At 42.1% G+C, this 26,429-nt stretch carries 23 protein-coding genes; 11 read left to right on the forward strand and 12 right to left on the reverse strand.

Features of this window, described 5'->3' with window-relative positions:
• Positions 1 to 239: 239 nt before the first annotated feature.
• Entirely contained in the window at positions 240 to 1,472 is a 1,233-nt protein-coding gene (gene tyrS / locus A9Z07_RS12730) for a tyrosine--tRNA ligase (RefSeq protein ID WP_009506246.1), read from the reverse strand.
• A gap of 61 nt (positions 1,473 to 1,533) precedes the next feature.
• On the opposite strand from tyrS, the gene A9Z07_RS12735 reads away from it, so the two are divergent.
• Positions 1,534 to 2,667 carry an anhydro-N-acetylmuramic acid kinase gene (locus A9Z07_RS12735; protein ID WP_004776518.1) on the forward strand — a complete coding sequence of 378 codons (1,134 nt, stop codon included), beginning with the start codon at positions 1,534 to 1,536 and terminating at the stop codon, positions 2,665 to 2,667.
• Between the two features lie 50 nt (positions 2,668 to 2,717).
• On the opposite strand, the gene erpA is transcribed toward A9Z07_RS12735, so the two are convergent.
• From erpA to A9Z07_RS12760, 5 genes are all read right to left on the reverse strand, one after another.
• Entirely contained in the window at positions 2,718 to 3,053 is a 336-nt protein-coding gene (erpA, locus tag A9Z07_RS12740) for an iron-sulfur cluster insertion protein ErpA (protein ID WP_004776517.1), read from the reverse strand.
• A 112-nt stretch (positions 3,054 to 3,165) separates the two neighbouring features.
• Positions 3,166 to 4,170 carry a putative solute-binding protein gene (locus A9Z07_RS12745; protein WP_004776516.1) on the reverse strand — a complete coding sequence of 335 codons (1,005 nt, stop codon included), beginning with the start codon at positions 4,168 to 4,170 and terminating at the stop codon, positions 3,166 to 3,168.
• A gap of 286 nt (positions 4,171 to 4,456) precedes the next feature.
• The gene (locus A9Z07_RS12750; protein ID WP_004776514.1) at positions 4,457 to 5,464 is read right to left on the reverse strand and encodes a putative solute-binding protein; all 1,008 of its coding nucleotides are present in this window, start codon (positions 5,462 to 5,464) and stop codon (positions 4,457 to 4,459) included.
• Positions 5,465 to 5,681: 217 nt separating this feature from the next.
• Positions 5,682 to 6,683, reverse strand: a complete 1,002-nt coding sequence (locus A9Z07_RS12755; protein WP_069579147.1) for a putative solute-binding protein — start codon at positions 6,681 to 6,683, stop codon at positions 5,682 to 5,684.
• A 210-nt stretch (positions 6,684 to 6,893) separates the two neighbouring features.
• Positions 6,894 to 7,901 carry a putative solute-binding protein gene (locus A9Z07_RS12760; protein ID WP_069579150.1) on the reverse strand — a complete coding sequence of 336 codons (1,008 nt, stop codon included), beginning with the start codon at positions 7,899 to 7,901 and terminating at the stop codon, positions 6,894 to 6,896.
• 211 nt (positions 7,902 to 8,112) lie between these two features.
• Here A9Z07_RS12760 and A9Z07_RS12765 point away from each other — a divergent pair, with 211 nt between their 5' ends.
• From A9Z07_RS12765 to A9Z07_RS17915, 4 genes are all read left to right on the forward strand, one after another.
• Positions 8,113 to 10,041, forward strand: a complete 1,929-nt coding sequence (locus tag A9Z07_RS12765; protein WP_069579178.1) for an ATP-binding cassette domain-containing protein — start codon at positions 8,113 to 8,115, stop codon at positions 10,039 to 10,041.
• 339 nt (positions 10,042 to 10,380) lie between these two features.
• Positions 10,381 to 10,938 (forward strand): VTT domain-containing protein, encoded by a 558-nt coding sequence (locus A9Z07_RS12770; protein ID WP_047432965.1) that lies wholly within the window; start codon positions 10,381 to 10,383, stop codon positions 10,936 to 10,938.
• Positions 10,939 to 11,148: 210 nt separating this feature from the next.
• Complete coding sequence (locus A9Z07_RS12775; protein ID WP_069579153.1) at positions 11,149 to 12,306, forward strand: PepSY-associated TM helix domain-containing protein; 1,158 nt, start codon at positions 11,149 to 11,151, stop codon at positions 12,304 to 12,306.
• On the forward strand, positions 12,290 to 12,466 hold the full coding sequence (locus tag A9Z07_RS17915; protein ID WP_171258978.1) for a hypothetical protein: 177 nt from the start codon (positions 12,290 to 12,292) through the stop codon (positions 12,464 to 12,466). The genes A9Z07_RS12775 and A9Z07_RS17915 overlap by 17 nt, the downstream gene beginning before the upstream one ends.
• Before the next feature lie 33 nt (positions 12,467 to 12,499).
• Here A9Z07_RS17915 and gyrB read toward each other — a convergent pair whose 3' ends face one another.
• The 4 genes from gyrB to dnaA form a co-directional block, all read right to left on the reverse strand.
• Positions 12,500 to 14,968, reverse strand: a complete 2,469-nt coding sequence (gyrB, locus tag A9Z07_RS12780; protein WP_069579156.1) for a DNA topoisomerase (ATP-hydrolyzing) subunit B — start codon at positions 14,966 to 14,968, stop codon at positions 12,500 to 12,502.
• A 49-nt stretch (positions 14,969 to 15,017) separates the two neighbouring features.
• Complete coding sequence (recF, locus tag A9Z07_RS12785; RefSeq protein WP_005260342.1) at positions 15,018 to 16,100, reverse strand: DNA replication/repair protein RecF; 1,083 nt, start codon at positions 16,098 to 16,100, stop codon at positions 15,018 to 15,020.
• Between the two features lie 28 nt (positions 16,101 to 16,128).
• Positions 16,129 to 17,277, reverse strand: a complete 1,149-nt coding sequence (dnaN, locus tag A9Z07_RS12790) for a DNA polymerase III subunit beta (RefSeq protein ID WP_005228168.1) — start codon at positions 17,275 to 17,277, stop codon at positions 16,129 to 16,131.
• Positions 17,278 to 17,389: 112 nt separating this feature from the next.
• On the reverse strand, positions 17,390 to 18,793 hold the full coding sequence (gene dnaA / locus A9Z07_RS12795; protein WP_004776496.1) for a chromosomal replication initiator protein DnaA: 1,404 nt from the start codon (positions 18,791 to 18,793) through the stop codon (positions 17,390 to 17,392).
• Between the two features lie 667 nt (positions 18,794 to 19,460).
• Here dnaA and rpmH point away from each other — a divergent pair.
• From rpmH to mnmE, 5 genes are all read left to right on the forward strand, one after another.
• Positions 19,461 to 19,595, forward strand: a complete 135-nt coding sequence (gene rpmH / locus A9Z07_RS12800; RefSeq protein ID WP_000831329.1) for a 50S ribosomal protein L34 — start codon at positions 19,461 to 19,463, stop codon at positions 19,593 to 19,595.
• Between the two features lie 27 nt (positions 19,596 to 19,622).
• Positions 19,623 to 20,018: a ribonuclease P protein component gene (gene rnpA, locus A9Z07_RS12805; protein ID WP_005260345.1), complete on the forward strand. Its 396-nt coding sequence runs from the start codon at positions 19,623 to 19,625 to the stop codon at positions 20,016 to 20,018.
• A 9-nt stretch (positions 20,019 to 20,027) separates the two neighbouring features.
• Complete coding sequence (yidD, locus tag A9Z07_RS12810) at positions 20,028 to 20,348, forward strand: membrane protein insertion efficiency factor YidD (protein WP_004660550.1); 321 nt, start codon at positions 20,028 to 20,030, stop codon at positions 20,346 to 20,348.
• Positions 20,349 to 20,353: 5 nt separating this feature from the next.
• Complete coding sequence (gene yidC, locus A9Z07_RS12815) at positions 20,354 to 22,111, forward strand: membrane protein insertase YidC (RefSeq protein WP_069579158.1); 1,758 nt, start codon at positions 20,354 to 20,356, stop codon at positions 22,109 to 22,111.
• A 114-nt stretch (positions 22,112 to 22,225) separates the two neighbouring features.
• Positions 22,226 to 23,581 carry a tRNA uridine-5-carboxymethylaminomethyl(34) synthesis GTPase MnmE gene (gene mnmE, locus A9Z07_RS12820; RefSeq protein ID WP_062847049.1) on the forward strand — a complete coding sequence of 452 codons (1,356 nt, stop codon included), beginning with the start codon at positions 22,226 to 22,228 and terminating at the stop codon, positions 23,579 to 23,581.
• A gap of 54 nt (positions 23,582 to 23,635) precedes the next feature.
• Here mnmE and A9Z07_RS12825 read toward each other — a convergent pair whose 3' ends face one another.
• Entirely contained in the window at positions 23,636 to 24,826 is a 1,191-nt protein-coding gene (locus A9Z07_RS12825; RefSeq protein WP_069579161.1) for a PilT/PilU family type 4a pilus ATPase, read from the reverse strand.
• A 429-nt stretch (positions 24,827 to 25,255) separates the two neighbouring features.
• On the opposite strand from A9Z07_RS12825, the gene A9Z07_RS12830 reads away from it, so the two are divergent.
• Complete coding sequence (locus tag A9Z07_RS12830) at positions 25,256 to 25,954, forward strand: DsbC family protein (protein ID WP_005260353.1); 699 nt, start codon at positions 25,256 to 25,258, stop codon at positions 25,952 to 25,954.
• A gap of 56 nt (positions 25,955 to 26,010) precedes the next feature.
• Here A9Z07_RS12830 and A9Z07_RS12835 read toward each other — a convergent pair whose 3' ends face one another.
• The gene (locus tag A9Z07_RS12835) at positions 26,011 to 26,262 is read right to left on the reverse strand and encodes a GlsB/YeaQ/YmgE family stress response membrane protein (RefSeq protein WP_069579162.1); all 252 of its coding nucleotides are present in this window, start codon (positions 26,260 to 26,262) and stop codon (positions 26,011 to 26,013) included.
• Positions 26,263 to 26,429 lie beyond the last annotated feature (167 nt).

The raw sequence follows: 26,429 nt of genomic DNA on the forward strand, positions 1-26,429 counted from the left end.
CAATCAACCCAAGAATCCAACCTATTTAGCCAAACCCTTGTTTCTCAACAAGTTTTTATCTGCATCACCGCCGATTGATGTGCATTCTACAGCATTTCAGATCCGATGCAACCCTGTTTTTTATTATTTTCTTTTGCATGTTTCTTTTTTCTACAAAACTGATGTTTTCGTTGTTTTTATCATCTATTTACGTATAAAAAGCAGGCTCTGGGCCTGCTTTTTATTATTTTTATTTCGATTTAGTCGGTGAAAGTCACACGTGCAATCGCTTTTTTGCCTGACTGAATGATTAAAGTGACGTTTTCTTTTACAGAGTAGCTCATATCAACCACATTCCAGTCGACTTTAACCGCACCGCGACCCACGGCGTCTTTTGCAGCAGCGGCATTCGGGTTTAAACCTGCAACGCGAAGAATGGTTGCAATAAACAGCTCGCCACCAAACTCACCACGAGAAATCGTTACTTCAGGTGTATCTTCTGGCACTTCACCTTCAGTTACGCGGTTACCTGCACTCTTATGTGCATTTTCTGCTGCTTCTGCATCATGGAAACGCTCAACCAGCTCAAGTGCTAGAATACGTTTGATCTCTTGTGGATTGCGACCCGCAGCCATCTCATCAAGTAGAACCTTGATTTCATCGAGTGACTTAAAGCTGAGTAGATCGAAGTAGCGCTCAATCAGACTATCTGGCATCGACAGGATTTTTTGGTACATCGCGCCTGGTGTGTCAAATACGCCAATATAGTTGCCTAAAGATTTAGACATCTTATTGACGCCATCTAAACCTTCAAGAATTGGCACAGTGATACACACTTGTGATTCTTGACCATAACGACCTTGTAAGGTACGACCCATCAACAAGTTAAAGGTTTGGTCTGTTCCGCCTAACTCAACGTCTGCTTCAAGCGCAATCGAGTCATAGCCTTGTACCAATGGATAGAGGAACTCATGAATCGCAATCGGCTGATGGTTGTTATAGCGCTTGGTGAAGTCATCACGTTCTAACATACGCGATACAGTTTGCTGGCTTGCCAACTGAATTAAATCAGCGGCAGTTTTTTGGCTAAACCATTCCGAGTTAAAACGAACTTTGGTTTTATTTGGATCTAGGATTTTAAAAACTTGTTCTTGGTAGGTTTTTGCATTGGCAATGACCTGCTCTTGTGACAACGGCGGACGCGTCGCGCTCTTACCTGTTGGGTCACCAATCATTGCAGTATAGTCACCAATCAAGAAAGTAACTTCATGTCCCAAATCCTGAAAGGTTTTTAATTTATTGATCAGAACAGTATGTCCCAAGTGTAAATCAGGAGCCGTAGGGTCAAAGCCTGCTTTTACACGGAGTGGACGATTTTCTTTGAGTTTTTTAAGTAAATCTTCTTCAGAGATAATCTCGTGCGTGCCTCGTTGAATGAGAGCAAGCTGTTCTTCGGCTGGCAAGAAATTTGACATCACAAAACCTAAACACATCAGTTATTCAATTTGTGCGATATACTAACATTTTTTCAGCATCTTGCAGGATAAGTTGTATATGAGCGCAATCTATATTGGTGTAATGACAGGCACGAGCATGGATGGTGTTGATATTGTTGCAACTTCATTCGATCCTTTAACGCTGCATGCCACGCTAACCGTGCCTTTTGAGCCAGAATTACGTGATGAGTTAATGGCTTTGACGCTGCCTGATGACAATGAAATTGACCGTATGGGTAAAGCCGATGTCGCTTTGGCACAAATGATTGGGCGCGGCATCAACGAATTGATCGAGAAAAATAATTTAGACCGCACGCAAATTAAGGCCATTGGTTCACATGGGCAAACTATTCGCCATCGTCCTGAACATGGTTTTACCTTGCAAATTGGTGATCCGAATATCATCACTGAAATCACTCAACTGCCTGTGGTCTCAGATTTCCGTCGCCGCGATATGGCCGCAGGGGGGCAAGGTGCACCTTTAGTTCCTGCTTTCCATCAAGCCTTATTTCAGCATGACAGTATTCATCGTGTGATCCTGAATTTAGGTGGGATTGCCAATATCAGTATGCTGCCTGCAAACAATGCAGACGGCGTTTATGGCTTTGATACAGGCCCTGCCAATATCTTGATGGATGGCTGGTGTCATCGCCATACCGGTCATCCTTATGATGAAAATGGCGACTGGGCGGCCTATGGTAATCCGATTCGCTCATTGCTAGATCGTTTGCAAAGCCACGAGTTTTTTGCCAAAGAACCCCCTAAGAGTACGGGTCGTGAAGACTTTAATCTGGAATGGCTAGATGAACAGCTCAGTGACTGGCGTAATGACCTTGGCTATGACGAGCTAGAAGACACACCAGAAAATGTTCAGGCAACCTTAATGAAGCTAACCACGCGCGCCATTAAGAAAGCCATTTATCGCAGTAAAGAGTCGATGCCGACAGGTGAAATCTATGTCTGTGGCGGTGGTGCGTATAATTCGCATTTACTTGAACAATTACGCTGGCGCTTGCGTAAACATAACTGGTCTGTACAAACCACAGATGCGCTGGGTTTAGCACCGACGTGGGTAGAAGCGACGGCGTTTGCATGGCTCGCGATGCGATTCGTGGAACAGTTGAGTGGAAACTTGCCTGCGGTCACAGGTGCATCAGGTGATCGTATTTTAGGGACTATCACCGCGGTATAAGCAATAAAAAAGCTTCTCAACTGGAGAAGCTTTTTTATGACAAGAATCTATTAAATCGAGAAAGATGAACCACAGCCACAGGTCGTGGTCGCATTCGGGTTTTGCACCACAAAACGTGAACCTTCCAGTCCTTCAAGATAGTCAACTACTGAACCAACCAAATATTGATAGCTCAGTGAGTCCACAAGCATTTTAACATCGCCATTCATGAATTCAGCATCATCTTCATTCACGCTTTCAGCAAAGTTAAAGCCGTAAGAGAAACCTGAACATCCGCCACCCGTTACATACACGCGTAACATAAGGTCGTTATTCCCTTCACTTTCGCGTAGTTGGCGAACTTTGTTGGCAGCATTATCTGACAATTCTAGAGCTTGGGCGTTCATGATGGATATTCCTCAGACTTCAATACGTCTTTAATAAATAAAAGACCCGATATTCAGTATAGCATACTCAATATCGGGTCTGTATTTGAAGTTTTAAAGTGCGTTTACAAGATTATTTATAGTTCTCGTCTTGTAAGCCACATTCAAAATTCTTGGCATCTTCACGGCAACGGAATTGCCATAATAATTTCATCATACGCTTGTCATAAATCCCTTTTGCAGTCAGGTTGATACGTGCTTCACGCATTAGTTTCTGATAGCCAGGCTTATCCGCAGCAGGCACTTCCATCCAGTATTTTTGAGGAATATCTGCTTTCATTTTCCCTAGAATGCCAAAAGCACGTGGCAGTTGCGCCTTCACCCACTCACGAGATTTCTGCCCAAACCCTGTCGGGAATTTATCAGGATGAATAATCAGGTTACCTGTCACTTGCAAGATTGGATAATTCACAATCGCACCTTTGGTTCCTAAACCTTTATAAAGTTCCAACGGTTTAAATGCAGCCGCTGGCGCACCAATAATATCGACCTGTCCATTATTAAATTTGGCACCGAAGTTGGTAATATCTGAGCTAACCGCTTGTGCGCCGACTTGTGAAGCCATGATTTTTTGGGCTTCATCATAATCCAGTACGGCGATTTTCTTGCCTGCTGCTTTGGCAACAGTATTGATATTACGGTCATTTACCAATAAGTAGGCATCGCCGACAGGAATCACCCCAACCACTTCATATTTGCCATTCACCATCGCTTTGGCAAAGGTTGGACTTGCCAAGCCCTGCATCACTTTCACAGCGAGTTTAAGGTCTGTAATCGCTCCAATTGCATCCAATGAACCTGTAAACTGGTTAAACTGACGTCCCCGCATGCCTGTGATACTGACCCCATCACACTTACCTGCTTTAAAGTCTTCAGCAATGACCGCCTCATTGGTGCCCACTTTAAGCTCAATATCTGCGCCCCAGTTTTTTGCAGCCAATTGATAGTCTTTCATTAAGGCATAGACATCACCGCTTTTCCCAACGATATCGAATACACAAATTGTTTGTTTCGCTTGAGTCCCGGCAGATACCGCAGCGATACCTGTTGCAAGTATTAATGTTTTAAACCACTGCATTTTATTCTTCCTTTGCATCTATGCTGATTGTTGTTGCACCACACCCAAAATTTAAAATCACGCTACACCCTGATTCAGGTTTTCAAATGAATCTATGTTTTTATTCAGTCATGTTTAATCGTCCTGATTAAAACATATTTTCAATTTCTCAAGATTCCATTTGGTTTTTATATCGTTCTATCATTACGATGTTTCAATCTAAACACAATGACTCAAATGACAGTGATAAAAAAACAAAAAGCCTAGAAGAATCTAGGCTTTAAGTACACTTTATGGCAATTAAGGATTATTCACCCGGTAATGCACATTCAAAGTTTGCTTTATCTACTGAACAACGTGCTTTCTTCAATACAGACATCATACCTGCATCGTAAATACCACGTTTGGTTAAGTCCATACGACCGTCACGTAACAGTTTTTGGTATTTTAAGTTGTCTTCAGCACTTAAGTTCATTTTGTATTTTGCTGGAATCTCTGACTCGTAACGCTTGATCATGGCAAATGCTTTTGGCAATTGTTTCACGAAGTAGTCACGAGATTTTTGACCAAAACCAGCAGGGAATTTTTCTGGACGAATTACAAGATCCGCAGTCACTTGTAGAACTGGGAAGTTAAACATTGCACCATTCGCGCCCAAACCTTTGCTTAATTCTAATGGTTTGTAAGCATAAGCAGGCGCACCAACCATATCGACCTGACCATTGTTGAATTTCGCAGCAAAGTTAGAAATATCAGAAAGGACCGCTTGTGCACCTACGCGTTGTACCATGATTTTTTGCGCATCGTCATAACCCAATACCGCGAATTTTTTACCCGCTGCTTTTTCAATTGAGTTAATGCTTTTGTCACGTACGAAAATGTAAGCAGCACCGAGCGGAGAGATACCCGCGACTTCGTATTTGTTACCACCTAAATTGGTTGTCATTTTTGCAGCATTACGTGCGTCAAGAACATAGGTAATTGCACGTTGTGCAACTGCATTGCTTGGTGCACCACCGAGCGAGTCAACAGAACCCGCAAATTTGTTATATGGACGAGCACGCATTGCTGTCATTGCTACAGCAGCACATTTACCCGCTTTAAAGTTATTATCCGCAACCTGTTCATCCGTGATCGCGAGAAGGTTTACATCTGCACCCCAGCCTTTCGCTGCGAGCGCCCAATCTTGCATCATTTTGTATGATTCGCCTGACTTTCCTAGTAAGTCAAATACACATACGTCAATTGCTGCTTGAGTAGAAGCAGATACACCTAGGATCGAAGTTGCTGCAAGAGCAAGTGCCATTTTTTTCATAGTTTTCATCCTTTCACAAACTTTATGTTTGTCTCCTTGTTCGAAGCAAATATTAATCATGTTTTTTGAAAAAAAATAGAGCTTCTACTCTATTTTTATACCCATATTGTTTAGTTTTTGTCCTATTTTATCCATTTTGCTTATTTTCATAGACAAATTTATTATATCTACTGATCATTATTTGTCTATTTATGTTTTTGTGTTGCTGCACTCCTTATTATTCACCACTCAAAGTACACTCAAAGTTAGTCCGCTCAACGGTACAGCGAGCACGTTTAAGTACATTCATCATACTCGCGTCATATACGCCTTGCTTGGTTAAATTCATACGCCCATCACGCAGCATTTTTTGATAACGGGTTTTATCTTCATTGGTCAACGTAATTTTCTTCGCATTCATGCCCGCCTCTAAACGTTGCACCATGGCAAAGTTACTCGGCAGTTTATTGACGAACCATTTTCGTGATTGGGGACCGAAGCCTGCTGGGAATTTGTCTGGGCGAATAATCAGATCACCGGTAATATTGACCACCGGAAAATTAAATAGCGCGCCATTGACCAGTCCCTTACTGATTTCCAAAGGTTTATAGGCATAGGCAGGTGCAGCAATAACATCGACCTGTCCACTATTAAACTTTTTCACAAAGTCTGAAATATCTGAGGGCACAGCGACCAAGTCAATACTTTCAACAATCGCTTTTTGTGCTTGATCATAATGTAAATAAGCGAATTTTTTGCCTTTGGCTTTTTCAATGGTGTCGATCTTTTTATCACGAACAAAAATGTAGGCCAGACCGACCTGAATAATGCCAGCAACTTCGAATTTTTCCCCATCCATTGTCGCAGTCAAACGATGCTGATTGCGTTTATCCAGCACATAACTAATCGCTTTCTGTGCAATGGCATTACTGGTGACTGCCCCGACGGCATCAACAGAACCTGCAAATTTATTATATTTACGGGCCCGCATGGAGGTCATATAAACCCCATCACACTTGCCCGCATCAAAATCTTTTTCCGCTTTTTCTTCATCTTGATAAGGGATCAATTCAATGTCACCTTGCCAGGTTTTGGCAGCCAGCTTCCATTCTTCGACCAACTTATAAGATTCCCCAGCCTTACCCAATAAATCAAATACGCAAATGTCCTGTTTTGCCTGTGCAGGCGTCGCCATGACAAATAGAGCCGTAGCACCTAATGCCCAAAGTCCTTTTTTCATCTTGTTTTCCCTTTCTACGCGATATTGCACAATTTTCCATCAGTGCCTGACCAATATAGTCAGCTTTCGGCTAAAAGCATAGTGCTTTTATATACATACGTCGGGTTTTCATCACTTTTAACACTATTGATCACAGTTTGACAATTTAAGCCAAATCCTTTCAAAGGGGCTATTAAGCCCCTTCGCTCATCACAAGATGATGGATTCTGGTTATTCTCCGCCTAAGGTACATTCAAAATTAGTACGGTCGACTGTACAGCGTGCCCGTTTGAGTACGTTCATCATGGTGGCGTCGTAAATTCCACGTTTAGTCAGATCGATCCGTGCTTCACGCAAAATTTGCTGATAACGTGTTTTATCTTCCTGACTCAGATTGATTTTGTATTTGGCTGGTAATTCCGCTTCGATTCGCTGGATTAAAGCAAAATTGGTATTAAGGCGATTGAGAAACCACTGTCGTGAGTTTTGCCCAAAATTGGTCGTGAACTTTTCAGGCCGAATAATCAGATCCATGGTCATGTTAACCGCAGGAAAAGTAATGATTGCACCGTCATTACCTAAACCTTTATAGATTTCCAGCGGTTTATACGCATAGGCTGGCGCTGCCATAATATCGGCCTGCCCTTGATTAAATTTCTTGGCAATATTCGAAATATCAGAAAGTACAGCTTGTCCACCAAGACTCCTCACCACAATTTTTTGGGCTTCGTCATAGCCCAGGACTGCAAATTTCTTGCCCCTGATTTGTTCAATGGTGTTCATTCTTTTGTCTTTGACAAAGATATAGGCCAGACCAATTTGCGAGATACCCGCCACTTCATAGTTTTGATTTGCGACCCGACTGATTAAACGGCGTTGATTACGCTTATCCAAAGCAAAACTAATCGCTTTTTGTGCTATGGCATAGCTTGGCACAGCGCCAATCGCATCTACCGAACCTGCAAACTTGTTATAGGCACGTGCACGCATTGAGGTCATATACACCCCCTCGCAGCGACCTTGTTCAAAATCATGTTCAGCCATCGCCTCATTTTGATAACTGACCAGATTGATTTCGCCGTGCCAAGCTCTCGCGGCTAAGGCCCATTCTTCCATGGCCTTGTACGCTTCGCCTGATTTCCCCATCAAATCAAAAACACAAATTTTAGTTGCAGCACTGGCCTGTGTATTTACAGCCAGTATCAGCATTGCCCCCAATGCCAGAATTCCCTTCTTCATTGCCCCATCCTAGTCGATTCTTTTTCATGTGATGTGTTGTTTTTCCTAGATTTTAAATCATAATCTGATTTTCATCACAAAAATAGAGTATTTACTCTACTTTGTGATAAGCGGGTGAAATGGTGAAGTCTGGCCTAATCTTCAATATAAAATTTGCATTCATGGGTGATCACCTTAAAATGCAGCTATCTATTCGCTATTTTGCATGCTCATGATCCAATTTGACCAAGTTTCATTACGCCGTGGTGGGCGCGTCCTGTTCCAAAAAGCCTCAATGCAGCTTCATCCTGGCTGGAAAATTGGTCTGACTGGCGTCAATGGAGCAGGTAAATCAACTTTATTTGCAGCATTTTTAGGTGAATTGGGCGCAGATGAAGGCAATTTAAGTCGTCCCGCAGTGTGGACAGTGGCACACATGGCGCAAGAAATTAAAGCACTGGAAATGCCTGCCATTGATTTTGTCCTCTCGGGAGATGAGGAATATTGGGATATTCAAGAAAAGCTCGCCCATCCTGATCAACTCAGCAATGATGAGTTAGCGCGTCTTCATGGCCGTTTTGATGAAATCCATGGCTATGCAGCCCCAGCCAAAGCGGCACAATTGATGGCTGGCTTAGGCTTTCTGGATCATCAAATCCGTTTAAACGTTGCCAGTTTCTCTGGTGGCTGGCGTATGCGCTTAAACCTGGCGCGTACTTTGATGAGTCGTTCAGACTTGTTATTACTGGACGAACCGACCAACCACTTGGATTTAGATGCGATCTTGTGGTTAGAAGACTGGCTAAAAGCGTATGAAGGTACACTGGTTCTGATTTCGCATGACCGTGATTTCCTTGATGCAATTACCGATCATATTCTGCATATCGAAAATCAGGAACTGACGCTATATACGGGCAACTATTCAACCTTTGAAACCACCCGTAGCGAACGTTTAGCGCAACAACAACAAGCTTTTGAGAAACAGCAAGAAACGCGTGCCCACCTACAAAAGTTTATTGATCGCTTTAAGGCCAAAGCGACCAAAGCCCGTCAGGCACAGAGCCGTATCAAGCAACTTGAACGCATGCAACAGCTTGCTCCTGCGCATGTCGATACACCATTTACCTTTAGTTTCCGTGAACCTACCAAAATGAGTTCACCATTGCTTAGTTTAGATGCTGCGACCATTGGTTACGGCGATAAAATGATTGCCGAAAAGATTCGCCTGCAAATCACCCCAAGTTCTCGTATTGGTTTACTGGGAATGAACGGTGCTGGTAAATCAACACTAATCAAAACTTTGGTCGGGGATTTGCCTCTACTTGCTGGTGAACGTAAAGCTTCAGAACTACTCAACATTGGTTATTTTGCCCAGCACCAAATGGACGCATTGGATGCCAATGCCAGCCCAATGCTGCAATTGGCCCGTATTGCGGACAAAAAAATCAGTGAAGCTGCGTTACGCGCCTTTCTAGGTGGATTTGGCTTTAGCGGTGAACGTATGGACACCCCATGTGAAAGCTTCTCTGGTGGAGAACGCGCGCGTCTCGCATTGGCCTTAATCGTATGGCAACGTCCAAACATGCTGATTCTGGATGAACCGACCAACCATTTAGATTTGGATATGCGTCATGCCTTGACCATGGCACTACAAGATTTTGAAGGTGCTGTCGTACTGGTGTCGCATGAACGTCAATTAATTGCCAGTGTCTGTGATGATCTACTGCTCGTGCATGCAGGTAAATGCAACGAGTTTGAAGGTGATCTGCAAGACTATGCCAAATGGTTACGTGAAGCACGTCAACAACAGATCAATGCACAAAATGCTGGGCAACAACAAAGCGTGTCCTCTCAAGCTCCAGCTGTGAAGATCGACAAAGAAGCTCAACGTAAAGAAGCCGCACGCCGCCGTGAAATGACACGCCCTATTCGTAAAAATATTGAAAAAGTTGAAGCTCAAATCGAAAAGCTACAACCTCGCCTGGCAGAAATTGAACAGGCGCTGGCAGATAGCGCATTGTATGAAGCAAGCCGCAAAGATGACTTGATGAAGCTCATGAATGAACAAAATGAGCTAAAAGCTAAACTGGAGCAATTTGAAGAGCAGCTTTTAGAGCTGATGATGGAGCTGGAAGAACTCGAAAGTTCATTTGCTGAATAACATGAGTGATCCATATCTGTAACAAAAACAGGTATGGATCTCATCTTTTAAGGCCACTTCTCTCAATATAAAAAACGATTTTTATTAAACGTAAAAATATTGATCAGATACCTAAAAACACTATGAATATCATGAAAAATGTCATGAATCTGTCGATAATTTAAGATAAGGTAAAACTGGAATTTTCGTAGAAAATTGAGCTTTGGGTTCAGGCTCGATATACTCAGCTCCCATTGTTGTAATGTTATAACTGACGAATGAATCCTGAGGGTTAAATTCATTTCACATTTTTTTGTACTTTAATTTGGTGAGTACTCTATTTTGGATCATACAAACTGAATGAATTCTTTAGATTTTATTTTTAATTTTGAACATATTCTGCCCATTTTGGTTCAAGAATATGGTTTATGGATCTATTTTATCCTCTTCTTAATTATTTTTTCAGAAACAGCCTTTGTTTTCATGTTCTTCTTACCTGGTGACAGCTTATTGCTGACCGTAGGTGCATTGTGTTCTGTCGTTGAAATGATGCATCTTGGCTATATGATCAGCCTGCTGTTCTTTGCCGCTGCATTGGGCTATATGGTGAACTATCATATTGGCCGTCATTTTGGTGACCGCATTTTTAATGTGAAATCACGCTTCATCAAGCAGGAATATCTACAAAAAACCAATGTGTTTTTCCTAAAACATGGTGGAAAAACCATTTTATTGGCGCGTTTTATTCCTTTTGCACGTTCTTTTGCACCGTTGGCAGCAGGTTCGAGCAATATGAATTACACGCATTTTGTTGTGTATAACATTTTAGGAGCTTTACTCTGGATCAGCGTACTGGTGACAGCAGGTTACCTGTTTGGCCATGCCTTAATTCAGGTCAGTGATTTTGTAGAAAGTTAATCCCCTTTCAGTACCATATTGTATGATCTAGCAGGAAAGTTCGTCTTTCCTGCTTTTTTTTAATCCATTTATTCTATGTCAGGTTTCACGTGGAACGTAAAAAACAATAGTAAATAATAATGAAAATAATTATCAATAAAAATAGAATCGGCTTGTAAAATATAAATTATCCGGGGAAGCCATGATCCATTCAGCATGGAATAATCAGTTATGAAGCAAGCAATCACTTCAGCGAAGAAAACCAATTCACGCTGGTTCCGCATCAATTTATGGATTCACCGCTGGATTAGTTTAGTCATTGTCCTTCCCTTTACGATTTTATCAATCACGGGAATCATTCTGATCTTTCATGAAGAAATCGATCATGCGCTTGGTGTGGAACCGATGGCGCTTCACTCCTCTTTACAACAACAGCGCCCACTGGCAAATTCATTAGCCACAGCTCAAAATGCCTATCCTGATGAACACATTATCAGTACAGGCTACGATCCTGAGCATCATCCGGGTGTACTGCTGATCGGAATGGCAAAACCAGAACAGAGTTTTGAGCAAGCGCGTTGGCTATTTGCAGATATTGGTTCTGCAACGCTGATTCAGCAACCAAGTGAACGGGATACTTTAACGGGTTTCTTACTGGAACTGCATGCCAACTGGTTTTTAGGTTTTATTGGACAATTGATTGGTGCCTTGATTGCCTTTCTAGTGTTCTTATCACTAATTTCAGGGCTGGTGGTTTACGCCCCTTATGTGAAAAAATTCTTTTTTGGGATTATTCGAACAGGTAAAGGTCAGCGTTTATTGCAACTCGATTTACATAACTTAATCGGTTCAGCGATACTCGGTTGGGCATTGGTGGTGACCTTAACAGGCTTTTTACTCGGTTTTGGTACGGTTGCCATTGGTCTCTGGCAAATGACTGAACTGAAAGCTCTTCAAGACAAATATCATCATGTCAGCCCAATTAACCTGACACTAAGCATCGATGATATCTATGCTGCTGCACAAAAAGGTGAAGTCGGCTGGCACCCAACCACTGTGTTCTATCCTAAAACTGAATATTCGACTCAGGGACATTACATGGTATTGCTGCAAGGTGATGAGGGCCTAAACGAAAAAATGCTGAAGGTTGCCTTGGTCAATGCAGCGACAGGGCAAGTCGATACTGTTGAAGAACTCCCTGCCTATCTGAAAGCCATCTTGCTCTCTCAGCCTCTACATTTCGGTAATTACGGCGGTATGCCATTAAAGATTTTATGGAGCTTATGTACGCTTTTAAGTTTATTTATTACCCTGAATGGCGCTTGGCTATGGTGGGCAAAACGTCAGCAAAAAAGTTTAAAAGGAGCCAACAATGCAACTGTGGAATAAGTCAGGTTTCTTATGGCTAATGGCTTTATGCAGTATTTTAGGGATTATTGGAATGCTGCTGATGGAGGGTATTGCAGATATTATTTTTCTAATGATCACCCTGCTTCCAATTTTCGTCGCAGGATGGAGAGCTTATCTTTTACAACAACGCAAAAGATAAGCTCTTTTTACATGCTATTGATGCCTAAATTAATTAAGCATCAATATCTGCATTTAATGCATTTTCTTCAATGAAGGCACGACGTGGTTCTACGTCATCACCCATTAAGCATGAGAACATACGATCTGCTTCGATCGCATCATCAATGGTCACCTGTAACATATTACGGTTTTCAGGGTCCATCGTGGTTTCCCAAAGCTGCTCAGCATTCATCTCACCCAAACCTTTATAGCGTTGGATCATCATACCGCGGCGCGAGTCTTGTAAAATGTGCTGCCACACTTGGTGGAAGCTGCTCACCTGAATACGGCGATCACCTTTTTGTAGATAAGCCCCATCTTCAAGCAAACTGAACCAGCTCTTCGAGTTTTTCAGCAAACGTGCATATTCAGCAGAATTTAACAGACCAGCATCGAGTAAATACGAATGCGGTAAGTTATGCACATAGACCGTTACACGTGGCCAATAATGCGCTGATTTCTCACCTTGCGCATTTTCACGCTCAAACGCTTCCAAGCTAATTTCAGGACGCAAGCTCGGTTGTAACTTTTCGATTGCAACACGTAATTGCTCAGCCCATGATTCAACATAGTCACGTTCATGGTTATGATCGGCTTTGAATGCATCCAGCTCAAGTAAGCCATCCAGTAAACTTGCTGGATAACGTTGTGTTAAGCGCTGTAAACTCTTTTGTGATACCTGATAATCCGCAATCACACTTGCCAATGCAGAACCATTAATCGCAGGCGCTTCAGGGCTCACATGTAATGCAAGTTCATCAATCGCGTTTGAGATCAGGTAAGTTTCAAGTGCATCATTATCTTTGATGTACTGCTCTTGCTTGCCTTTCTTCAACTTATACAATGGTGGCTGTGCAATATAAATATATCCACGTTCAACCAATTCTGGCATTTGACGGAAGAAGAAGGTCAATAACAAAGTACGAATATGTGAACCATCCACGTCCGCATCGGTCATGATAATGATTTTGTGATAACGTAATTTGTCTGGGTTGTATTCTTCACGTCCGATACCACAACCCAAAGCGGTAATTAAAGTTCCCACTTCCTGACTGGAAATCATCTTGTCAAAGCGCGCACGTTCAACGTTCAGAATCTTACCTTTCAACGGTAAAATAGCCTGCATCTTACGGTTACGACCTTGTTTCGCACTACCGCCCGCAGAGTCACCCTCGACCAGATAAAGTTCAGACAATGCTGGATCTTTTTCCTGACAGTCTGCCAATTTACCTGGTAAACCAGCGATGTCTAAAGCGCTCTTACGACGTGTCATTTCACGTGCTTTACGAGCAGCATCACGCGCACGTGCTGCATCAATAATCTTGCCAGCGATCGATTTCGCCGCTTGCGGGTTTTCAAGCAAATAAGCCGAGAACTCTTTGTTCATCGCCTGCTCGACCGCAGGTTTCACTTCACTCGACACCAGTTTTTCTTTGGTTTGTGAAGAGAATTTTGGATCAGGCACTTTCACTGAAATGATGGCAGTTAAGCCTTCACGCGCATCATCACCAGTCACGGCAACTTTTTCTTTTTTCAGTAAGCTTTCATTTTCCATGTAGCTGTTTAAGCCACGGGTCAATGCCGCACGGAAACCTGCAAGGTGAGTACCGCCATCTTTTTGCGGAATATTGTTGGTAAAGCAACGAACATTCTCTTGATAGCTGTCATTCCACTGCAATGCCACTTCAACCCCAATACCGTTGTCTGCATCTGTGGTGAAATGGAAAATATCGTTGAGATGGGTTTTACCTTCGTTAATATATTTAACGAACTCGGATAAACCACCTTCATAATCGTAAACGTGCTCAAGATTAACGCGCTCATCACGCAATACGATACGTACACCCGCATTCAGAAATGAAAGTTCTCTTAAACGACGTGCCAAGATATCAACACTGAAAATGGTTTGGCTAAAGGTTAATTCACTTGGCCAGAAACGAACTGTTGTACCTGATTGGTCAGTTTCGCCCACAACTTTCAATGGATATTGAGGATCACCATGTGCATATTCCTGCTCATGGATTTTACCTGCACGTTGAATGGTCAAATGCAATTTCTTAGAAAGCGCATTGACAACCGAAACACCTACACCGTGTAAACCGCCCGATACTTTATAGCTGTTGTCATCGAACTTACCGCCCGCATGTAGAATGGTCAGAATAACTTCTGCTGCAGACACCCCTTCTTCAGGGTGAATATCGGTTGGAATACCACGACCATTATCAGACACACTGACTGACTCATCTTCATGAATCGTCACTAAGATCTCGTCACAATGACCTGCTAAAGCTTCATCGATGGCATTATCCACCACCTCAAACACCATATGGTGCAAACCTGTACCGTCATCGGTGTCACCGATATACATGCCAGGACGTTTACGAACCGCGTCTAATCCACGTAATACTTTAATACTAGAGGAATCATAAGCCTTTTCATTTGTTTGTTCTGTTTGAGAGACTGATTGAGACTCTGAACTCATGGTTACTCCCTAGTAAATATCTAATCTATCCAAAGATGAGGAAATAAAATTATGGCGCAGCAAGACTGACTTGGCCTTGGACAACGTGAAACAATTGAAAGGAAATCGACAAATCATGTAAGTGTTTTAATACCGACGTATGGTCTAAGGTCGTCATAAAAACCTGACTTCCTAACTGACTCAATCGCTCAATTAAACGTTGTTGTGCAGCTAAATCTAACTCTGCTGTCAGATCATCTAATAATACCACAGTTTCCTTGTTACTCGCATGCAGCATTGCAATTTGTGACAGTTTTAATGCCATGATTAACAACTTTTTTTGCCCACGCGATAACACGTCATCTGCATTGCCATACGGGGTTTTCAAGCGCAAATCTGCACGATGTGGACCATACTCGGTATAACGCCGTTCCTGGTCCCTTTGATGCTGTTGAATCAGGTCTTGCAACAGACCTTGTTCGGTATGAAAACCGGCATGATATTCCAGTTCAATTTCAAGATTTGGCAAAAGTTGCTGCAAGTCTTCCTGAAAAAACTGGTTCCATTGCTCCACGATACCGACCCGTTGCGAGTGCAAAATTTCACCATAATCGCTCAGCATTTTGTTCCACGGCTCTAAATCCGCCAGACTCAGGTTACGTCGTGTCTTTAACAAGCTATTACGCTGTTTTAATGCGCGAGAATAATACTGCCAGGCAAAATAGAACTCAGGTTCCACGTGGAACATCAACCAGTCCAGCAATTGCCGTCTTGGTTTGGCGCCATGATCAATAATATCGGTACTTTGCGGATCAATATGCTGTAAGGGCAAAAGTTTTGCCAGTTGCCCTTGAGTGGCAATGGTATCGCCATTGACCTTGATCAGTTGCTCACCCGAAGCCAGCTTTTGCATCCCAATCCGTTCACTCGCCGACTGTGCGAATACAATCGCATCATCCGCCTCGTACTGGATGTAATGTTTTGGAATATGGGTGCGAAATGAGCGACCTGTGGCCAATAAATGAATGGATTCCAGAATCGATGTCTTTCCAGAACCATTAGACCCGTAAAAAATATTAAACGGTTGCAACTCATTGAGTGCAACCGCCTTTAGATTACGTACACGTTCGATATTTAAACGCGTGATTTGCATGCTTAAAAACTCAAATCATCAATGCCAATTACACACGCATCGGCATAACAACGTAAGTCTGGTCTGGATGCGCTGGATCTTGGACAAGTACCGACTGGTTTGCTTCAGTCATGCTCATTCTCACATCATCACCATCCAACACACTCAATACATCAAGGATATATTGCGCATTGAATGACATTTCTAGTGGGGCATCCTGATATTGAATTGCAATATCTTCAACCGCTTCATCTTGCTCTGGGTTATTAGCACGGAGTTGCAACGAATCCTGATTAAAATTCAGGAACACGCCACGTAATTTTTCATTACTTAAAATCGCGACACGTTGTAAAGACTGTTTAAATACATCATGCGCAATAAAGACATGCTTATCACCACCTTTCGGGATAACACGGCGATAATCAGGGAATTTACCGTCAATCAATTTGGTGGTGAAACGAACAGTAATATCACCCTGCTCTTTATCACGGCTTGGCGTATTAATCGTGACATTCAACAATTCACGACCAATTAACAAGGTAAGTTGCTCATCTTCAATGCTCAACAAACGCTGCAATTCACCCACTGCTTTACGAGGCACAATTGCCTGAATCGGTGCAGCAGCAGTTGATGACGCCAATACTTCGCATAATGCTAAACGGTGACCGTCTGTTGTTACGGTACGTAATTGATTTTGATCAATTTCCAGCAATGTACCTGTCAAATAGAAACGTACATCCTGTACCGCCATTGCAAAGGCAGTTTTTTCAAATAAACGTTTTAATTCGCGCTGAGTCACCTGAACTTGTGTGCCCTGACTATTTTCAGTGGTGAGTAAAGGATAATCATCAGCTGGAAGCGTACCCAACACAAAGCGGCTGTTACCCGATTTCAAAATACAACGCTGATCTTCTGTAATTTGTAAGTCAATCAAGGCTGCTGTAGGAAGAGATTTACAAATTTCGACTAATTTACGTGCAGGAACAGTGGTCTCCCCCGCTTCCAGACAAGCACCTTCAGCTAACGTTGTGCTTGCAACCAGTTCAACTTCTAAATCAGAACCCGTAATAGTTAAGGCCTGTTGAGTGGTTTGAATTTTAACATTTGAAAGAATATTCAAAGTATGACGACGCTCTACAGCCCCGACTACATGTGATAAAACATTGAGTAAACTTTCTTTAGCGATTTTCAAACGCACGATTTTATTCCTCTTACAACAGAAGCCGATATGAATGTTAGCAGTGTACTATGCTGCACTTAAAAGCAGTTTGCAACCATGAAAATAGAGTCAGCCGAGATTATGCTCAGGCCTAACTTTGTAATAAACGAAGTAAGTTTTTATAATCTTCATTAAAAATCGGATCTTCTTCACGCAAGCTGACCACTTTTTCGCACGCATGCATCACGGTACTGTGATCTCGCCCACCGAAGGCCATTCCGATTTCGGGAAAACTATCTCCGGTTAATTCACGCGCCAATCCCATCGCCAATTGACGTGGTCTTGCGTAAATACGGGTACGTTTTGGCCCAATCAGTTCTTTTAACGGAATTCGGAAGTATTCACTCACCACACGCTGGATGTTTTCCACACTAATGGTACGGGCACGGATCGCCAGAACGTCTTTTAATGACTCTCTCACCACATCCAGATCAATGGCTGTACCTTTAAATCGTGAAATTGCCACAACTTTGTTCAATGCACCTTCAAGCTCACGAACGTTTGCGACCACTTGTTGCGCAATAAACAAAGCACAGTTGCGAGGTAAATCTACACCACTATTTTCAGCTTTTTTCAGCAAAATTTCGATACGGGTTTCAATGTCTGGCGGCTCAACACCAACTGATAGTCCCCAAGAGAATCGAGAAACCAGACGCGGATCTAGTTCGGTGAGTTCTTTTGGATAACGGTCTGACGTTAAAATAATTTGCTTAGATTCATCTAGTAAAGCATTAAAAGTATAAAAGAATTCAACAAGACTTGCTTCTTTACCAGCAAGTAAATGAATATCATCGACCAAGAGTAAATCTAAAGAACGACAATTTTTCTTAAACTCTTCAACCTTACCTTTCTGTAATGAACTGACAAAGTCTTGTACAAAACTTTCCGAGGTCATGTACATCACACGTGCATTGGGTTTGGCTTGTAACAGCGCATTCCCTACCGCTTGCATCAAGTGTGTTTTACCCAAGCCTGTTGGGCCATACAGAAATAAAGGATTGTGCTGAGATGCACCTAATTGGGTTAATACCTTACGACAAGTCTCAGCAGCCATCTGGTTAGAACGGCCTTCAACAAACAAAGAGAATGTAAATAACGGATTGAGTTGTCTTTTCTTCGGTATTTTAGTGACATTTTGACTGGGTTGAACCAAATCAGATTCTTTTTTGGCTTTAACAGGCACGGCGGTCACTGTCGGTGCACTACTTAAAGCTGCAGTTGTGGTTGCTGGTTGTTCGTTAGAAGACAAAATTGTACCTGGACGAGAGTCGACCAAAATCTCAACCTGACGTACGCGGCCTTCAGACAGTTGTTCAGCAAGAATTGAAATCAATTCTAAATGATTATCTTGAATATAACGTGTCCAATAAGGGTTCGGTGCGTATAAACGCATCACACCATCAACCTCTTCGGCAACTAAAGGACGAATCCACATCGCAAAGACGTTATCAGATAGCTCTTGTCGCAAGCGAGTTAAGCAGTCTGTCCAGAGCATGTGCATCCCCTATATATCCATTTTTAAATTCAAAAAATAAAAATCACCAGCCCCATCTTTCGAAGGGGTCGCCATTCTAACCAAGTTATCCACATCTGTCAGGCCAATTTATGGGACTTTTGCTGAAAAAGAAAGCAGTCGTTTATAAATTTAAATTCAAAACCACTTGTGTATAACTTTTTGCACAAGCTGTGGATAATTTTAACCCTTAAGTTATCCACAATCTATAAAATTGATAAAAACATGGTTATCCACAAAGTAACTATTTGTTTATTTATAGAAAAACGTCACTTTCCACAGAATAAATCCACCCTAATAAGAATAAATTTAAATTTTAAAATTTGAATTTACTTATAGGGTTCGACCAAATTGTGGATAAACGAGCATATCGAAATTTAAATTCAAAATCCAAGAATTAAATTTAAATTAGAAATAGAATTGTTGATAACTGTGGTATTAAGCTGTGAATATAGCTGAATGTTGATATAATATAAAGAGATAGCTTGTGTATATTTTTTGTTTTCAATAAAAGTACTTCTCTACGCGTAGGCGTATTGCTTCAAAACAGAACAAACAAAATGTAAAGTTTTTGATTTTTCATTGACAGCGTAAACATTGCACAATAAAATCGCGGACCTTTATAGAAAGATCATTTTGGAGTTTCGAAATGAAACGTACTTTCCAACCATCTGAATTAAAGCGTAAACGCGTTCATGGTTTCCGCGCTCGTATGGCTACTAAAGCAGGTCGTCAAGTTTTAGCTCGTCGTCGTGCAAAAGGTCGTCATAGCTTAACTGTTTAATACTGTTAAGCTGACCAGACTTGGGTGATGACACTTTACAGTTTCAGTACTGAATCTCGTATTCGTTGTGCTGCTGATTATAAAAGTGTATTTGATGGTGCGCTTTTTAAAGTGCATCAGCCCCATTTCCTTTTTTTAGCAAAATTAACCGAACAGCCTAACAGCCGTTTGGGTATTGTCGTTGCTAAAAAAAAGGTACGTCGTGCTCATGAACGAAATCGAATAAAACGTCTTGCTCGGGAGAGCTTCCGTTTACATCAAGCGCAATTTAATGCTGATATCGATATTGTGGTGATGCCTAAAATAGGTATAGAAGCAATCTCAAATGAAGAATTACATCAACAATTAGATTTTGCTTGGCAAAAATTACAACGCTTAGCAAAGAAGCATTCCAAAGTCGTTGTGACATCCCTCCAAAATTAGAGATCTCCAATGGTACGTTTACTTCATTGGTTGATAAGATGTTACCAAATTGCAATTAGTCCATTATTGGGTCCTCGTTGTCGCTATATTCCCACTTGCTCGCAATATGCAATTGAAGCTTTACAAACGCATGGGGCGGTCAAAGGTGTATGGCTATCGACTAAGCGAATTTGCCGTTGTCATCCTTGGGGTGGTTCAGGCTATGATCCAGTCCCCCGCAAAGCACTTCGTTTTATTTCGTTTCATCAAATAGATTCTCAAATGCATCACGTTGCTGTACCCTTTCGTGATCGTTTATTCAAGCAAAATCTCTCTAATCATTTGGGATAATAGATATGCAACAATGGGCCAGATTTGCAATTCTTGGAGCCATGTTTGTTACCGCATATTTGCTTATTTTGGCTTGGCAAAAAGACTATGGTCATGCTGCACCAGCACCGCAACAACAAGCGGCGGCTGTCACTGCACATGATGTATCTGCAGATTTGCCAAATGCTCAAAATGCAACAGCGGCTTCAGACTTGCCACAAGCAAATGTGACTGCATCACAAACCACAGAAACACCATCTGTGAGTCAGCAACTGATTTCAGTACAAACTGATCTTTATCATCTTTGGATCAATCCTAAAGGTGGTGATATTGTTCGTATTGAATTGTTAAGCCATGATGAAAGCAAAGACAGCGATAAGCCGTTTGTCATGCTGGAAAGTGATGCGAAACGTACTTACGTCGCTCAATCTGGTTTAATCGGTTTAAATGGACCAGATAGCAGCCGTAGCGGACGCCCGATGTATGATGTTGAAAAAACAGCATATACGTTGGCAGATGCGAAGAGCGTTGCAGCAAAAGATGGTAAGACACATCAAGTGTTGACTGTGCCATTGGTATTTAAAACACCTGAAGGTGTGGAAGTGATCAAGTCGTTCACCTTCACGCAAGGTGATTACCCAATTACAGTGAAACATCAGGTTGTTAACCGTAGTCAGCAAAACTGGCAAGGCCAAATGTTTGGTCAGTTAAAGCGTGACAATTCTGATGATCCAGGTAAATCTTCTCAAGGTATCTTTACCCTTGGAACTTATCTGGGCGGCGCATGGGGTACGCCAGACGCGCATTATAACAAGTTGAAATTCAGCAATTTTAATGATGAAAAATTGAATGTTGAAGCCAAAGGCGGCTGGGTTGCCATGGTTCAGCATTATTTCGTCAGTGCCTGGATTCCTGGGAACCTAAAACTTACCCAAGCTGATGGTCAACCGTATGTAGCTAAACTGGAATCGCGCCAGTCTGCTGATCACATGAATATCATGGGCTTCACTTCTCCAGTGATCAATGTACCTGCTGGTACCTCAATGGAAGTGGATGCACAACTTTATTCTGGTCCAAAAATTCAGTCTGAACTCAAAGATTTAGCTGCTGGCTTAAACCAAACTGTAGATTATGGTTGGTTATGGCCAATTGCGAAATTATTGTTCTTGGGCTTACAGTTCTTCCATAACATCATTGGTAACTGGGGTTGGTCAATTATCTTATTGACGATCTTGGTAAAATTGATTTTATGGCCACTTTCTTCAAAAAGTTATCGCTCAATGGCGAAAATGCGTGTGATTGCACCAGAAATGCAACGCATGAAAGAAGAATTTGGTGAAGACCGTATGCGTTTCTCTCAAGAAATGATGGCGTTATACAAGCGTGAACAAGTCAATCCATTGTCTGGTTGCTTGCCGTTATTGTTACAAATGCCGATTTTCTTGGCCTTGTACTGGGTATTGATGGAATCGGTTGAACTTCGTCATGCACCATGGTTAGGCTGGATTCAAGACTTATCAGCAATGGATCCATGGTTTATCTTGCCGTTGATCATGGGTGTGACCATGTTCGTTCAGCAAATGTTGAATCCACAACCTACTGATCCTATGCAGGCAAAAGTTTTCCGTATCATGCCAATCATGTTTACGGTATTCATGTTGTTCTTCCCTGCTGGTTTGGTTCTTTACTGGATCGTCAACAACAGTATTACCATTTTGCAACAATGGTTTATTAACAAAGGTGTCGAAAAAGACCGTCTCAACAAGGTTGAATCGAGTTCTTAAGTTCGAACTTTTACTGAATAAATCCGCTTAAGATGGTAATCTTAAGCGGATTTTTCTTTGTCTGTATTTAGGGTTCCTGTTTCATAACCCTCGTGTTTTTTAGGTGAATTTAAGATGCAACATCAAACCACAATTGCTGCGATTGCTACCCCATTAGGTCGTGGTGGTGTGGGCGTGATTCGGCTTTCTGGCCCTAAAGCTTATGCCATTGCTGAACAGTTGACCCAGAAAAGTCTTCCTGCTGCCCGCATGGCAGGCTTCCGTCAGTTCTATGATGCGGATGGTTCCGTGATGGATGAAGGCATTGTGCTGTGTTTTCCAAATCCTCATTCGTTTACAGGTGAGGATGTGGTGGAATTACAGGGGCATGGTGGTCCAGTCATTCAGAATGCGTTATTAGCCCGTTTACTTGATCTGGGTGCGACAGCTGCAAAGGCGGGTGAGTTTTCCATGCGTGCCTTTGAAAATGGCAAGATGGATCTGGTGCAAGCCGAAGCGATCGCCGATTTGATTGATGCCACCTCACAGGCCGCAGCACGTTCAGCGGTTCGTTCATTACAGGGTGCCTTTTCAACCAAAATTAATACCGTTTTAGAAAAGCTGATTCACTTGCGTTTGCATGTTGAAGCTGCCATTGATTTTCCAGAAGAAGAAATTGATTTCCTTGCCGATGGCAAGATTTTAGCTTTGCTGGATGACGTACAGGATTCGGTTAAAGCCGTACAGCAATCAGCACGCCAAGGACAGCTGTTACGTGAAGGTTTGCAGGTGGTGATCGCGGGTAAACCTAACGCAGGTAAATCGAGCCTGTTAAACGCGCTGGCGGGCCACGAACGGGCTATTGTGACCGATATTGCGGGAACGACCCGCGATGTATTGCATGAAAAGATCAGTTTGAATGGCTTGCCGATTACCTTAACCGATACTGCTGGTTTACGTGAAACAGGCGATATCGTCGAGCAGGAAGGGATTCGTCGTGCGATTAAAGAAATTGAACAGGCCGATTTATTACTGCTGGTCTACGATTTAAACCAAGGCGATGAACCGTTACAGCTGGCGCGTGAATATTTTGCCGATCATCTTGAACCGAAACGTTTACTGCTGATTGGCAATAAATGCGATTTAACCGGTCAGGACGCGACTTTAAGTGATTATCAGGGCTTCCGTCATATCAGTGTATCTGCCAAACAGGATATGGGCGTTCAGGCGCTCATAGATGCGATTACAGCGCATGCAGGCTTCCAGCCTGAGGAAGACACCTTTATTGCCAGAACACGTCATTTAGACGCAATGAAGCGCACTCAGCGCTATCTTGCAGAGGCACGTGAGCAACTTGTTGTGTTTAACGCAGGTGAACTGGTGGCAGAATCATTGCGTCTGGCACAAAATGCATTGGGTGAAATCACAGGTGATTTTAGTGCTGATGATCTTCTTGGGAAGATTTTTGGTTCATTCTGTATTGGTAAATAATCAATTAAATCAAATGCTCATGGCTTGAATTGTAGTGCAATTCAAGCCATTTTTTTATTCCTTCTCTTCAACGGTTTGCTCTTCCTCAGCTTTTGGTTCTGCTACGACGTTTAGTGCAGTCATCATGGCAACCGGTGCGCCTTGCTGACGTGTGGCTTTAAGCTTGATCTGTAAACGCAATTCATTGACTGAATCGGCGTTACGTAAGGCTTCATCATAGCTGATGGCACCTTCGTTATAGAGATCGAATAAAGCCTGATCGAAGGTTTGCATCCCCAGCTCTCGCGATTTGCTCATAATTTCTTTGAGTGCGTGGAACTGGCCTTTTAAAATATTATCTGAAATCAATGGCGTATTGAGCAAAATTTCAATCGCTGCCCGACGACCTTTGCCATCCTGCGTTCGTATCAAACGTTGAGAAATAATGCCTTTCATATTGGATGAAAGATCCATGAGTAACTGGTTACGACGTTCTTCCGGAAAGAAGTTGATAATCCGGTCGAGTGCCTGATTGGCATTGTTAGCATGTAAGGTCCCTAGACAAAGATGTCCTGTTTCCGCAAAAGCAATCGCATGTTCCATGGTCTCCGTATCACGGATTTCCCCAATCAGAATCACATCGGGCGCCTGACGTAAGGTATTTTTCAAGGCATGCTGCCATGAATGACAATCAACACCGACTTCACGATGGGTAATCATGGATTTTTTGTGTTTATGCACGTACTCAACCGGATCTTCAACGGTAATAATATGCCCCGCTGAGTTTTCATTACGGTGATCAATCATGGCCGCCAAAGAGGTTGATTTACCTGAGCCTGTACCACCAACAACTAGAACCAGGCCTCGTTTTTCCATAATCACATGTTTAAGCGATTCAGGCAGCTTTAGCTTCTGAAAGGTTGGAATTTCCGAGGTAATGGTACGAATAACCATGCCAATCTGTAGCTGTTGTTTAAATACATTGACACGAAAACGTGAAACATTGGGAACATTGATGGCAAAATTACATTCCCATTCATTTTCAAAATCTTGGCGCTGTTTTTCATTCATTAAGCTATACGCGAAGAGTTTGGTTTTATCGGCAGTGAGTTCCTGTTGCCCGAGTGGACGCATAAGTCCTTGTAATTTAATGCTGGGTGGAAAATCTGCGGTGATAAATAAATCTGAACCGCCGTATTCCACTACTTTGGTCAGCATATGAAACATAAATGTTTTGGCTTCTTCGAGTAATTCTGCGCTATACATCAATCTACCTGAATCTGAATAATAAGATGGTTTGTTGCGATTTAATTTAAAAATTGCAATTAAAAGAATGATCTATGTGGTTTTTAAATATAAGCCAAGACCATTAAGCCTAAAAAACACCCCAAATGTTTGCTAAATAATTTCCACATTTCATCTCTTGCTGAGGAATTATTTCAAACATGACTCGATTGATCTAGCAGGTTTTTAATTTAATACTGCCATTTCAAGATGATGTGAAAAAAATTGTCAATTTCTTACTAAAAATGCAGCTGGTGAGCCATGTAAATCTAGTTTTGCTCATATCAGGTATGTTCCACGTGAAACGTCGCGCATATCGGTTGAATTTTGGTTGTTGCTGAGTAAGCTGAGCTGTTTGCTGCTGCATTAGTCATTACAATAGCCGCTGATTTTTGTATTCGAGTGTTGGACATGTTAAAAAAAATTGGGATTTTCTCATTATTCAGTTGTGTTTCTGCCATGAGCTTTGCCAATGTAGAGACGTTAAAAAGCAATTTGAGTCAACAATATCCCAATATTCAGGTCACCAACATTCAACCGACTGCTATGAATGGCTTATACAGTGCCAGTCTGGATAATCAGATCATTTATCTGGATGAAAGTGCCCAACACATGTTTATCGGGTCAATGGTTCGCTTAAAAGACCAGAAAAATTTGACCAAGGATCTCGTGATCCAGCAAAACACGGTAGACTGGAAACAATTGCCTTTCAAAGATGCCATTAAAACCGTCAAAGGCAATGGTAAGCGTCAGTTGGCAGTATTCTCAGATCCAAACTGTTCTTATTGCAAGAAGTTAGAAGCAGAGATGGATAAGCTGAATGATGTAACGATTTATACCTTCATTTATCCATTAAAAGCGCAATCGGTTGCTGTGTCTAAATCAGTCTGGTGTGATGCCAATCAAGCCTATGCATGGAAAAACCTGATCCAAAAGAATGTACAGCCGCAAGCAAAAACCTGTGCAAATCCGATTGAGCGTAATTTGCAGCTTGGTCGAAAATTAGGTGTAGATGGAACCCCGACCCTGATTTTTGGAAATGGATTTAAAATGGTCGGTGCTAGAAGTGCTGAAGAAATTCAAATGATCTGGAAAGAACTCGGTCTATAAATAAAAATGCCCAATCCATTGCGATAAATGGATTGGGCGTTTTAATTGAATACGTTTTAGCTTTTTTTGGTGAGCAGATTGTAGATAAATAAAATAATGATGGCACCAACCACAGAGGCAATGAAACCAGCCGCCGAATTTTCACCATATAAGCCGAGTAAGCGACCACCATAAGTTGCCAATAATGAACCCGCAATACCCAATAAGGTCGTTACGATGAAGCCTGCTTTATCTTCACCAGGATGTAAAGCACGTGCGATTAAACCAGCAAAAAAACCAACGACGATTGCCACAATTAGAGACCACATTGTCTTTCTCCTTGTTTTAAAAGTGATATTTCTTTCTATCCTGCTTGATTTGAGCTGACTTTGTCTGTAGTGGATTACTGAGTTATGTCGTATTTTTGTGCAAGCTTTGGGAGGATTTGATTAAAGTATCAATAAAAAAGCTGCTTTTCGCACTTGAGCCAAGATAA

The sequence above is a fragment of the Acinetobacter sp. YK3 genome, assembly GCF_001729365.1.
GTDB lineage: Bacteria > Pseudomonadota > Gammaproteobacteria > Pseudomonadales > Moraxellaceae > Acinetobacter > Acinetobacter vivianii.